Source organism: Porphyromonas levii (assembly GCF_018206105.1).
GTDB lineage: Bacteria > Bacteroidota > Bacteroidia > Bacteroidales > Porphyromonadaceae > Porphyromonas_A > Porphyromonas_A levii.
In genome coordinates, this window is sequence record NZ_JADRGN010000004.1 from 20684 (window position 1) to 34180 (window position 13497).

Here is a 13497-nt window from a genome sequence, read left to right on the forward strand (position 1 = left end):
TATGACAAGCAACGTAGTAGAAGTAAAAGATGTAGTCAAGGACTACGATAAGCATCGAGCGCTCGACCATGTGAGTCTGAGTGTCCCCGAGGGCAAGGTGTATGGACTACTGGGACCAAATGGAGCGGGAAAGACCACACTTATCCGTATCCTCAATAGGATTACGGCTCCTGATAGTGGTGAGATTATCTTCGATGGTCACCCCTTTGAGGCAAAAGACTTGGAGCGTATAGGCTACCTTCCTGAGGAGCGAGGACTATACAAGAAGATGAAGGTGGGGGATCAGGCTATTTATCTGGCTCAGCTGAAAGGACTATCGAAGCCTGATGCCAAGAGAATCCTTATGAAGTGGTTTGAGCGGTTTGATATCCTCCCTTGGTGGAATAAGAAGGTAGAGGAACTATCGAAAGGTATGGCACAGAAGGTGCAGTTTATCTGTACTGTGATGCACGAGCCTAGACTATTGATATTCGATGAACCCTTTAGCGGATTCGACCCCATTAATGCAGAGATTCTTAAGAATGAGATGCTCCGCCTCAAGGCTAAGGGGCATACTATTATCTTCTCTACCCACAACATGCAGAGTGTGGAGGAATTGTGCGATAATATTTCGCTAATCAACCGTTCGCGCGTAGTGCTACAGGGGGATGTATATAGTGTGAAGCAGAGCTACAAGGGCAATGCTTACCGTTTCCTCTTCGAGGAGCCACTGCAGCTGCCTGAGGATATTGATAGTAGGTACCATGTGCAGCGATGTGAACAGGATAGCTATGGTCGTACCGAGCTTATATTGGAGAATATCAATAAGCTACCTGCACGAGAAATCATTACCGAGTGGAACAACCGCGGCAGTGTGATTAGTTTTGAGGAGATTATCCCTGACATGCATGAGATATTCCTAGATATGGTGAATAAGACAGGCCAGGTTAATGGCTATGAGACTAGCGAAGCAGAGAGCAAATTGTACAAGAAGGGAGGTGCCCATGAATAAGTTTTGGATCGTAATGCAGAGGGAGTACAATGTAAAGGTAAAGAAGAAGTCTTTTGTGCTTCTGACTATCTTTACCCCTCTAATCTTTATACTGATTATCGCAATCCCACTATTCCTCGGGATGAATGCCAAGGATACATCCGAGAAGAAGGTGATGGTGATAGACCAAACGGGGAAGTACATGAGCTATCTTCAGGACAACCCAAAGGAGGGTATCAAGTTTGTGAAGAGCGATATGGAGATCTCGGAAGCTCGGAAAAATAAGTCGGAAGATATCTATGCTTATGTACTGATTACCGAAGACTTGCTAGAGAATCCTAAGGGGATTACTATATTTAGCCATTCCACTATTCCTCCTACACTCCAGACTACTATCAATGACGATCTACAACCAGCACTAAGGAAAGAGAAAATAGCCTCCTACGATATCCCTAATCTTGAACAAATTATAGATGATACTAAGGTCAATCTATCAATATCTGAAGTACAATGGAGTAAGGATGGGGAGGAGCAAGCAGCATCTTCTACTGTGGCAATGATAATAGGACAGGCATTCAATATCATGCTCTTTTTCTTCGTTATCACTTATGGTAGTATGGTAATGACGAGTGTGCAGGAGGAGAAGAAGAATAGGATTGTGGAGATTATCGCTTCTTCGGTCAAGCCTACGACCCTTCTATTTGCCAAAATGGTTGCTGTGGCCCTTGTGGGACTAACCCAGTTGGGTATCTGGATTATCCTCGGTGCTATTGGCTTCTTTGTGATGCAGGCCGTATTCCTCTCCAATGTGACTATAGATATGGATCAGCTCACACAAAATGCGATGACCTCAGGGGTTGATGCAGAGTTTATCCAAGATGTACTTATGCCGCTGACGTCATTTGACTTTGCTGGTATGATATGGGCCTTTGTCTTCTTTTTTATCTGTGCTTACCTTTCTTTCGCAAGTATATATGCAGCTATGGGAGCAGCGTTTGATAGCGACGAGGATATCCAACAGATGAGTCTGCCTATAACCCTCCTCTTTATGTTTGCTTTTTATGCTGCGCTCTACTCTGCAGAGAACCCCAATGGGCCTCTTGCTCTATGGGGCTCGTTTATCCCGTTTGTAGCACCAAATGTAATGATGGTTCGCTTGCCCTTTGCCCCTCCGGTATGGCAAATAGTACTATCGGCTGTAGTCATGGTGGCTACGACTGTTTTCTTTGTATGGGCTGCAGCTAAAGTATTCCGAGTAGGTCTTTTGATGTATGGAAAGAAACCTAGTTTCAAGGAACTGGTAAAGTGGGTGAAGTACAAGTAACCTTGGCTATCAGGTAGTTTTGGAGCTGTGCAGTTGTTATATGGCAATTGCACAGCTCTTTCTGTGAAGTATATGACTAAATATGACTAAATTTGTGCCTAGAGAGTATTTATTAATAGAAAGTTTTTAACCTACATGATGAGTATTACGAAGAGTTTGCTTGCGGCTGTAGGAGTGCTTTGCCTTGGGGGTATAGCTCATGCAGCTGACGAACCTTTATGGATGCGCTATCCAGCCATCTCTCCTAACGGACAGGAGATTGCATTTGCCTACAAGGGAGATATCTACAAGGTATCTGCCAGTGGCGGTCAGGCAATACGCCTTACGACCAATGAGGCGTACGAATCACAACCACTATGGAGCCCTGATGGTAGCCAGATTGCTTTTGTGAGTGACCGCTACCAAGGGAGCATGGACGTGTACGTGATGAGTGCTAATGGTGGAGGTGCCAAGAGGGTCACCACACATTCGACCTCTACTGCACCACTTGCCTTCTCACCTGATGGTAAGTATATCTATTACATGGCACATATTCAGGATCCTGCATCTAGTGTCATCTTCCCTATGAGTCGTCTCAACGAAGTGTACAAGGTGCCTGTAGCGGGAGGGCGTACTACGCTAGAGATTCCTACGCCAGTGTCAGATGGCGAGATCAGTAAGGATGGTCGCTTCCTACTCTATGAGGATACCAAGGGTATGGAGAATATGTGGCGTAAGCACCACACTTCGTCAGTGACTAAGGATATCTACCTTTACGACTTCAAGAACAAGAGCTACGAACAACTGGTGTCTTGGAAGGGAGAGGATCGTAATCCCGTCTACGCACCCGATGGCAACCACTTCTATTTCCTTAGTGAGCGTGCTGGTACATTTAATGTATTCAAACAGCCACTCAGCAGCAAAGGAGAAGCTAGCGCTACTCAGCTTACTAGCTTTGACATTCATCCAGTTCGCTTCCTTTCTGTAGCCAACAACGGAACCCTTTGCTTCGGCTACGATGGTAAAATATATACCATGAGGGAGGGCAGTGCACCTACAAAGGTGAATATCTCTATCCTCAATGATTTGGACGAAAGCCAGAGCAAGAAGCTAACGTTTACCCGTGGCGTGACCTCTGCATCGGTTTCTCCTGACGGCAAGATGGTGGCATACATCGTTCGTGGTGAGGTCTTTGTTGCAAGTACAGACTACTCTACTACTAAGCGCATCACCAATACCGCAGCTATGGAGCGTGGTGTCTCTTTTGGTGGCGACAATAGGAGTATCGTGTACGAGTCGTTGCGCGGTGGTCAGAGCGACCTATATATCGCCAAGATGGCTCGGAGCAATGATCCTAACTTTGCCAATGCTACGCTTATCGATGAGCAAAAGCTTATCCCTGGAGATAAGTCGGAGAAGATGTATCCACAGTTCTCACCCGATGGCAAGGAGATTGCATTCGTTAAGGATCGCAGGAAGATTGCTATCTACAATGTAGAGAGTGGCAAAGTAAGAGAGGTGTATGACGGACGCCATACCACCTCGAAGGATGGTGGCATCAACTTCACTTGGTCACCCGATAGCAAGTGGATTGCTCTTGAGCTAGTAGATAATCACCATGAGCCATTTACCGATATCGTTCTTATGGATGCGAAGAGCGGTAAGCTCACCAATATCACTCAGAGTGGCTACTTCAATTCTAACCCACGTTTCGTAATGGGTGGCAATGCTATTATCTATGCTTCTGAGGAGTATGGAATGCGCAACCACGCTAGCTGGGGCTCTATGAGCGACGTTATGATTGTCTTCCTCAACCGTGAAGCTTACGATAAATATCGCCTCAATGAGGAGGAGTACGAGCTTATGACAGAGGAGGGGAAGAAGGCAAAAGAAGCTGAGAAGAGCGAAGAGAAGGATAAGAAGAGCGACGACAAGAAAGACGACGCTAAGGGTATCCTTGTAGAACTCGATAATATCAAAGACCGCATTGTACGCCTTACCCCTGCTTCTAGCAACCTCGGAGACGCTTATATCACTAAGGATGGTAAGAAACTCTATTATATGGCTGCCTTTGAGGGTGGTTATGACCTTTGGGTAATGGATCTTCGTAAGGGCGATAATAAGCTTCTCAAGAAGCTGGATGGCTCTTATGCACAGTTCCAGCCCGATGCTAAGGAGAGCAACCTCTTCTTCATTAGTGGTGGAAGTATCCAGAAGATGAACCTCTCTAGCGAGAAGATGGATAGAGTATCGGTGCGTGCAGAGATGGATCTCAATGCTGAGGCAGAGCGCGAGTTTATGTTCGACTTTATGAAGAAGGAAGAGCAGGAGCGTTTCTATGTGAAGGATATGCACGGAGTAGACTGGGAGTTTATGACAAAGGAGTACCGGAAGTTCCTTCCTCATATCAATAACAACTATGACTTCTCAGAGATGCTCTCCGAGATTCTCGGCGAGCTGAATGTCTCTCATACTGGTAGCGGTTATGGTGCCCCTAATCGTGCAGATAAGGTAGCAGAGACCGGTCTATTCTTTGATCTCTCTGTGGCAACCGATGAGGGGCTCAAGATTGAGGAGGTAATAGTGGGCGGTCCTTTCGATACTCATCTCAGCAAGGTAAAGGTAGGAGACTTCCTTGCCAAGATAGATGGCGTGGAGATTACAAAGGATACCGACTTCTTCCCATTGCTTGCAGGCAAAGCAGGTAAGAACGTCCTCTTCACATTCTACTCTCCTGAGACTGGTAAGACCTACGAGGAGGTAGTGAAGCCAATCAGCAGTAGTAGGCTTTCTGGTTTGCTCTATGAACGCTGGGTAAAGCAGCGTGCTGCAGAGGTAGATCGCCTATCTAATGGCCGCCTAGGCTATGTACATATATCAAGCATGGACGATGCTAGTTTCCGCCGCATGTACGCCGATGCCATGGGTAAGTACTATCAGCGTGAAGGCTTGGTAGTAGATATTCGCTACAATGGTGGTGGACGTCTGCACGAGGACATCGAGGTATTCCTATCGGGTACTAAGTACCTCACCCAAGAGATTCGTGGCGAGTACTATTGCGATATGCCTTCTAAGCGTTGGACAAAGCCAAGTGTGATGGTAATGTGCGAGGCAGACTACTCAAATGCACATGGTTCACCATGGGTCTACAAGCACATGGGTATCGGCAAGCTCGTTGGTATGCCAGTACCTGGTACCATGACGAGTGTCAACTGGGTAACCCTACAAGACCCATCTGTCTACTTCGGTATCCCAGCTGTGGGCTACAAGACTGCCGAAGGGTATTACCTAGAGAACTTTGAGCTTGAGCCCGATGTCAAGGTTCGACTCGACTTCAAGAAAGCGCTCAATGGTCAAGACAGTCAGATGGAGGCTGCCGTGAAAGAGCTACTGAAGTAAGGAACGTCCAAAATATTTGTAACGACAGAGGGTGGTTGTCCCAACATGGGCAGCCACCCTCTGTCGCTGTATATACATCTGGCAACCAGTAAACTATCGACCGATACTACCCCACAAGCCCGTCCCAGAGAGGGTAGTCGCCCCAATGGCTGCCGAAATAAATTTTGATGCTATTACTGCGCTTGAGTCTAGAGTGAAGTTTTACATGAATGATATGAAGGGTGCATACGAAGCTGCCCTAAAACTCATCGATACCAAGCGCTATCCACTCAATGCCCCAGAGGCAAAAGCATTTGAGGATATGTGGCTGCACGACAAGTCGGCTGAGACAATCCTAACGCTCAATATCCAAAGGCCCGATGAACTAGCCCCTGGCACATCGCTATATGGTCCAGATATTTCTCTCTCTTGTGAGGACGAGGATGGTACAGTAGGTGCCAATAGTCCTAGCTTTATCCCCTCAGTATGGGTGGTAGAGATGTACGACGATAAGGACTTGCGTAAGAACCTTTACTTTGAACCTCAGTATGTCAACTACCTAGACGCCTTTACGGCTTCAGACATCTACGTCGTTGCAAAGAATAAAGGAAACCAAGAGTATTCCGATGCCAAGGACGAAGTAAAGTACAAGCACTGGGGCGGATACATCCCGAATGGCTTGAATGCGCCTAAGATATTCCGCATAGCGGAGTTTTATCTCATCGCTTCCGAAGCTGCCTACCTACTGAAAGACGAAGCCAATGCTATCAAATATCTAAATGCCCTAAAGGAGAGTAGAGGACTACAGCCAATCGCTCTTAAGGGAGCAGAGCTATTCTCCGAGATCAAAAAGGAGCGCGCTAGAGAGTTTGCCTTCGAGGGCTTCCGTCTATGGGATCTCCGCCGTTGGGGCGAAGGGATGCAGAGACATGACCCGCAGGAAGACCCTATCATGGGAAGTGTGTTCCTTAATCCTGATAATCTCGAACTCAAGATACCTGCCGATAATCCTAAGTTTATCTGGCCTATTCCATTCGATGACATCAAGAACACCCCAGCCTTAGCTACTCAGCAAAACCCTGGTTTTTAAGAGACTTAACGATAGAATTATTCACAAAAAGAGGATGTGTTGGAATTACCGTTCCAATGCATCCTCTTTTTGTGAAACAGTTGCACGAAAGAAACAAGAGCGATCCTTTAGCATTCGGGCTTCCGAACATTGCGCAAATGTATGCTCTAATTGTTCGTAATGCCTGATCACGACCCCTAGCGGATTGTGGTGTTCTATTCACTAACCGTAATCGCTCAGGCGAGCGCCAGTTGTGACAAGCGGGAGCGGGCAAATTTGTTCCTAGGAATAAATTTATTTTTCTGTACAAATAAAAATATTTTTCTGTACAAATAAATATATTTATCTCTAGGAATAAATTTTACTGATATAGGGTCTTAGAAAAAGGTTGTAGCGATAACAGACAAGTGGACTTATATTTCATAGGAATTGAGGGTTATATTATTGCAATAGTCTTTCGACTATCGGGTAAGCCTTTGGGTTCTCTTTCGTGCAACATCCTCAAAATTGGTATCTTTGCCGTGTATTTATTAGATTATTATAAGTTAGATGAAGGAGCTTTTTCGTACTCTTCGCCGTTTTATTCCACCATACAAGTGGTATGTGGTGGGCAATATATTTTTTAATGCCCTCACACCTATACTCAATCTATTGGCTTTTTCGCTGGTTATTCCGATACTCAATATCCTTTTCAAACTGGATAATACCGTATATAGCTTTATTCCATGGGATTCTATTCAGCTATGGAGTAGTGGAGGTTTGTCTCGGCTAACGGATACGGTACAAAATAACTTTTTTTACTACATTACTTATCTTATCACTCAGTATGGTGCCTCAAATGCTTTGATTGTATTGGGCGTGTACCTCGTGGTGATTACTTTCCTTAAGGTGATGAGTGCTTATATGGGATTTTACTGTATGATTCCGGTGCAGACCGGAGTGGTACGGGATATCCGTAATAGCATCAATGATAAGATTATGGAGCTCCCGATCGCCTTTTTTAGTGATGAACGAAAGGGAGATATTATTGCGAGGGTGACTGGTGATGTCAATAATATAGAGAGCTCCATCATTACCTCTCTGGAGTCTATAATTAAGAACCCTCTGATGATTATTATCTCTCTTATCGCTATGCTGGTGATAAGCACGGAGCTTACTATTTTCGTCTTCGTACTCTTACCGATTGCCGGATATATAATGGGGCAGGTGGGTAAGCATCTCAAGAAATCATCGCTATTGGCACAGGAGCAGTGGGGTATGCTGATTAGCATTATAGAAGAGACACTGGGAGGGCTTCGGATTGTCAAGGCTTTTCATGCTGAGGATATGATGCGGGAGCGCTTTGCTAGGCACAATGAAGATTTTAGGCGAACTTCCATGCGTGTATCTCGCCGTCAGCAGTTGGCGCATCCTATGAGTGAGTTTCTGGGGACAGCAACGATAGCTATTGTGCTCTGGTATGGAGGTACGCTTATCTTAGGGCATGATAGTGGACTACAGGCAAGTACCTTTATCTACTATCTAGTGATCTTTTATAGCATCATCAATCCTGCCAAAGATCTCTCTAGGGCTAGCTATGCAATACAGAGAGGTTTTGCTAGTATGGAGCGCGTAGATATGATTCTTTTGGCTGAGAGCAATATCAAGGACCCTGTGGCACCCAAGGAGGTACACTTCGATAAGGCCATCACTCTGAAAGAGGTCTCCTTTAGGTATGCTGATACCTGGGTGCTGAAGGATATAAACCTCCAGATACAAAAAGGACAGACCGTAGCTATAGTAGGGGCTAGTGGTTCAGGTAAAAGTACCTTGGTGGACCTCCTGCCACGTTTCCACGATGTACAGAAAGGTGCAGTGTCTATCGATGGTGTGGATATTAGGGAGCTGAGGATGCTAGACTTGCGTAGACTGATGGGGAATGTCAATCAGGAGGCTATCTTATTTAACGACACAGTGCACAATAATATTGCCTTTGGTAATACTGCAGCTTCGCGAGAGTCTGTGGTAGCAGCGGCGAAGGTAGCTAATGCGGATGAATTTATTCAAGAATTGTCACAGGGATACGATACCAATATTGGTGATCGTGGAGGCAAACTGAGTGGCGGACAGCGCCAACGACTGAGTATAGCACGAGCTATCCTCAAGGATCCGGAGATCCTGATTCTAGATGAAGCAACTTCGGCCCTGGATACTGCGTCGGAGCGATTGGTTCAGGAGGCTTTGGAACGTCTGATGCAGGGGCGAACGACCATAGTGATTGCCCACCGACTCTCCACAATAACGGGTGCCGATAAGATCGTGGTGCTCGACCAGGGTGAGATTGTGGAGGAGGGCACTCATAGCGAGCTATTGGCACTCAATGGTAAGTACGCAAGATTAGTTGCCCTACAATCCTTCAAGTAATACTATCATTCATGCATACCCCTATACTACTTTTGAATCTTAGATAAATAGAAACTTTTGGTTAAGTTAGTTTTTTTTGTATCTTTGCCGCCGGTTAAGTTTTTCATCAAATAAAGTATTTTGCACAACAAATGAGTTGGGTTTTCAACGAGCAGCCTAATATTGCTTGTCTTGATTCGAAACTTATTTCTGGTTCTTTTTATGCGTGTGGCTACCTTGATAACTGGGTAGGTTACAGACTAACATGTTAATCGTTTAATTTTAGATATTTTATCACATGAAGCTACATTTAAGAGCATTTATTGCTGTTGCTGTTCTTCTGTTCGGGACTACTATGTCTTTCGCACAACAGGATAATCAAGAAGTTATTATCCCTGCTTGGGGAGTGGAGTTGGGTTATCGAAATGGCATTGTGTATGAACACCCAATTAGTAAGCATTTTACCATGCGTTACAGCACTGGTATTCTTGCTTATCACCGGTTGCAACCCTATGAGCAAAGCAATCGTAAAGTAGCATTTGTTACCGAGTATGGTGGTCTTATGCCCTTTATTAACGCTGGAGCAAGATGGTACCCAAAAGTAATGCCAAATAATAGTGGTTTTTACCTAGGGCTAGATGCACAGTACAACCATCATCAGTGGAAGTTTGCACTTAACCGTTCAAAAGATGTTTATAAGTTGGAAAATGAAGCTCTATTGATATTCAATGTAGGCTATATGTACAACATTTTCGATCGCTTAAATATTAAAGCAGCTTTGCTTCCTACAGTAGGTTTTGCGCTTGCTGATAAAGCACAGACTACTTATGGAGTGATAGACTTAAGATGGGATTTAGGTCTCGTCTACAATTTCTAAGGCTTACGATTCTATAATTGAACTAGTGGCTACACTGACCTATGAGGTTGGTGTAGCCACTACTCATTATGCTTAATATATCTGGTGGAAACTTCTTAATCTTCTTTGAAGAGATAGAGATAGTCTCCGTAGCCTTCTTCTTTCATCTTCCCAAGAGGAATAAAGCGTAGTGAGGCACTATTGATGCAATAACGTAGTCCGCCCAATTCTTTAGGTCCATCCTTAAAGACGTGACCAAGGTGACTATTGGCTGAGGTGCTTCTTACTTCGGTACGTTCATAGCCTAGTTTGTGATCTTCGAGTTCTCGAATGGTCTGTGTGCCGATAGGCTTGGAGAAGGATGGCCATCCACAGCCAGCATCGAACTTATCGCGTGAACTGAAAAGTGGCTCCCCAGAAACAATATCGACATAGATGCCCTCTTCGAAGTTTTGGTCGTACTCATTGGCATGAGGTCGCTCAGTAGCTTCGTTTTGGGTGACTTGAAACTGGATAGGTGTAAGTCGCTTGCGGAGGTTCGTAGCATTGTCAGATAGCTTTGCTCGCTCTCTTGCCCTTATCTTTGCATCCGACTCGATGCTCTTAGGATCTACCTTAGCCCTCTTTGCCATTCCAAACATCTCGACAGGTATATGGCAATACCCTCCAGGGGTATTATCGAGATAGTCTTGGTGCATCTGCTCCGCAGGGTAGAAGTTCTTGAGCGGTTTCGCTTCTACCATTACGACCTTGGTATATTTACTCTGGATGCGTGCCAAGGCGTTCATTACGATAGGGCGATCAGCTGGATCGGTGTAATAAATGCCTGTACGGTACTGTGTGCCGATGTCATTGCCTTGCTGATTGACTGAGGTAGGGTTGATAATCAAAGCATATTGATCCAGAAGGAAACTAAGCGATGTCTTTTCTGAATCGTATACTACCTTTACCGTCTCTACTGCATTGGTCTTGCCTGTGCAAACCTCCTGATAAGAGGGATTCTCTTTGATGCTATTGGCATAACCTACTTCTGTCTCTACCACTCCAGGGAGCAATTTCATGTAATGCTCCACGCCCCAAAAGCAGCCACCTGCTAGATAAATTATAAGAAAAGTCTCTTTCATACCTTTATACGTGTACTATTATAGCAGCAAAGCTAATAAAATATTCGGCATATATGGGTTTTATGTACCTTTACAACGTAATTTATGATTAGTTATAGCTATGGATGCAGGAATTATTGTAGCAGTTGCGCTGGGAATAGGTCTGAGTGCCAGTACTGGTTTTAGAGTCTTTGTCCCGATGTTGGTAGCAAGTGTTGCTGCTTACTTCGGTGTATTACCGCTTAATGAAAGCTTTGAGTGGCTGGGCAGTACGCCAGCATTGGTCACCTTTGCAGTAGCGGCAGTTGTAGAGATTATGGCTTATTATGTGCCATTTATCGATAATGCTTTGGATATTATTGCTACGCCAATGGCCGTGATTGGTGGGACATTACTGATGACCTCGGTATTGCCTATAGATGAGAGCTTGACCAGATGGGTGACAGGCTTCATAGTGGGAGGTGGTGTATCGGCTGTGGTGCAGAGTGGAAGTGTGTTCTCTCGTCTGCTCTCTTCGCAAGCCACTGCGGGTACGGGCAATTCGGTAGTCTCGACTGGGGAAAATGTAGGAGCGGTGGGGCTATCTATTGGCGCTCTATTTTTGCCGATCTTAGTTGCTCTTATTGCTATTGTCCTTGTGATAGCTGTTGTTGTCTCAATCGTGAAAAGGTGGCAACGTAAGCATAGGACAATTGCCTGAATAAAAAGCCCCGACACTCTTCACAGTGCCGAGGCTTCCTTCAGAATCACAAAAAACAATAAACTATTGAATCACAAGCATTATATTGACTTATAGCTCTACAGCTATGTATCTTATCCGTCCGTTGGGGAGTATGCCTTTGATGAAGAGTACTTTGTCGGCAGACTTAGCGATAATCTGTTGAGTGATACTCTCGATGTCTTTCTCACTTCGTACAGGGCTATTATTGATTTCTAAGATGACAAAGCCTTTGGTAATACCTGCCTCTGCCATTTTGCCGTTGTTATCTACGCCTGTAACCTTTACGCCATAGCGGATGCCTAGCTGGTTGGCAGTCTCTTTATCGACCGCTTTGAAGGTGGCACCTAGAGATGAGAAGCTAGACTGCTCTACTATTTCGGTAGTCCCTTCGCTATTCTTTAGCACAACTTTGTATTGCTTGGTGCTACCCTTTCGGTTGACCGTAATCTCTACCGTATCACCAGGGCTGTACTTGCTGACCTGCTCCTGAAGACCTGCCATATTGCGGATGGAGGTGCCATTGATAGCTGTAATGACGTCTCCGACTTCGATTCCGGCCTTTCGGGCAGAGCTACCATTGGAGAAGTCAGCAATGAAAGCACCTTCGGTAACCTTGAGGTCGTACTCCTTCTTTATCTCACTATTAATATCGCCACCCATTATACCCAATATTGCTCTCTGAACGGTGCCGTATCGCTTGAGGTCGGCAACGACTTTGCTAGCAATACTTGCTGGTACTGCAAAAGAGTAGCCAGCGTAGCTCCCTGTCTGGGAATAAATCATGGTGTTGATACCTACTAATTCTCCACGAGTGTTGACTAAGGCACCACCTGAATTGCCAGGGTTGACTGCTGCATCGTGCTGTATAAATGAGGTCACTTGTAGATCCCCTTGTCCCATAGTGCTACGTCCTTTGGCGCTGACGATACCAGCTGTTACGGTGCTCTGTAGATTAAAGGGGTTTCCAATGGCTAGTACCCATTCGCCCACTCGAAGGTTTTCACTATCTCCAAAGGGGATTGGCTGAAGACCTTTGGCGTCGATCTTGAGAAGGGCAATGTCTGTAGCAGGATCGGCACCGACGATTATCGCTTCGTATTCCTCATTGTCGTTGGTGCTCACTGTGAGTCGAGAGGCTCCCGTTACTACATGGTTATTAGTAATGATATACCCGTCAGTGCTGATAATCACACCTGATCCGAGCCCTACCTTAGTTGGTATTTTCTGTTGCTCAGATGGATATCCCTCATTCCCAGGGATGCCGAAGAAAAACTCGAAGGGGTCGATGTAACGAGGACTTTGACGTTGGTTAATAGTGACTTCGCTACGAATATTTACCACACCGTTGATACTTCTTTCAGCTACCTCGACAAAGTCCTGGGGGGTACTGGTCGAAGAGTAAGCGGTCGGTGTCATGTGGGGTTGATTGAATAAATCAATGACCTTTGCCCCCTCGCCCTGAAGCTCGGTAGGGTAAGATGCAAAATAACCTGAGGTGCCAGAGTAGAGAGCGGCACCTCCAATAGCTCCAACTACGGAGCTTCCAAGCGCAATGGCTGCGATTATTAATCCTCTTTTCATTTCAATCTGTTCTTTCTTGAAGAATTACCTTTGTCCCATAGGGAAGTGCTCTTCCCTTTGTTTTGTATGACAAATAAAAGGATTAAAGGGGAGGTTTGCAAGTGCTCTAGGTTTTATTTTAACAAATTAAAGGC

General features: G+C 45.3%; 9 protein-coding genes. 7 read left to right on the forward strand and 2 right to left on the reverse strand.

Translation table 11 applies throughout. The annotated features are described in order from the left end of the window. The first annotated feature begins 1 nt into the window (after position 1). The 6 genes from IX315_RS01560 to IX315_RS01585 all read left to right on the forward strand — a co-directional run bounded on the left by IX315_RS01560 (position 2) and on the right by IX315_RS01585 (position 9979). Positions 2–991, forward strand: coding sequence for an ABC transporter ATP-binding protein (locus IX315_RS01560; RefSeq protein ID WP_134848946.1), 990 nt, complete (start codon positions 2–4; stop codon positions 989–991). Beyond that, positions 984–2294, forward strand: coding sequence for an ABC transporter permease (locus IX315_RS01565; RefSeq protein ID WP_018357374.1), 1311 nt, complete (start codon positions 984–986; stop codon positions 2292–2294). The genes IX315_RS01560 and IX315_RS01565 overlap by 8 nt, the downstream gene beginning before the upstream one ends. 135 nt (positions 2295–2429) lie before the next feature. Further along, positions 2430–5672, forward strand: coding sequence for a S41 family peptidase (locus IX315_RS01570; RefSeq protein WP_211635345.1), 3243 nt, complete (start codon positions 2430–2432; stop codon positions 5670–5672). A gap of 145 nt (positions 5673–5817) precedes the next feature. Next, on the forward strand, positions 5818–6741 hold the full coding sequence (locus tag IX315_RS01575; RefSeq protein ID WP_134848948.1) for a RagB/SusD family nutrient uptake outer membrane protein: 924 nt from the start codon (positions 5818–5820) through the stop codon (positions 6739–6741). Between the two features lie 528 nt (positions 6742–7269). After that, positions 7270–9123 (forward strand): ABC transporter ATP-binding protein, encoded by a 1854-nt coding sequence (locus tag IX315_RS01580; protein WP_211635347.1) that lies wholly within the window; start codon positions 7270–7272, stop codon positions 9121–9123. A 277-nt stretch (positions 9124–9400) separates the two neighbouring features. After that, entirely contained in the window at positions 9401–9979 is a 579-nt protein-coding gene (locus IX315_RS01585) for a hypothetical protein (RefSeq protein WP_018358919.1), read from the forward strand. Between the two features lie 95 nt (positions 9980–10074). On the opposite strand, the gene msrB is transcribed toward IX315_RS01585, so the two are convergent. Then, positions 10075–11082: a peptide-methionine (R)-S-oxide reductase MsrB gene (gene msrB, locus IX315_RS01590; protein WP_018358920.1), complete on the reverse strand. Its 1008-nt coding sequence runs from the start codon at positions 11080–11082 to the stop codon at positions 10075–10077. A gap of 100 nt (positions 11083–11182) precedes the next feature. Between msrB and IX315_RS01595 the strand changes: the two genes are divergently transcribed. After that, on the forward strand, positions 11183–11761 hold the full coding sequence (locus IX315_RS01595; RefSeq protein ID WP_134849472.1) for a DUF4126 domain-containing protein: 579 nt from the start codon (positions 11183–11185) through the stop codon (positions 11759–11761). A gap of 90 nt (positions 11762–11851) precedes the next feature. On the opposite strand, the gene IX315_RS01600 is transcribed toward IX315_RS01595, so the two are convergent. Beyond that, on the reverse strand, positions 11852–13363 hold the full coding sequence (locus IX315_RS01600; protein ID WP_134849473.1) for a Do family serine endopeptidase: 1512 nt from the start codon (positions 13361–13363) through the stop codon (positions 11852–11854). Positions 13364–13497: the final 134 nt, after the last annotated feature.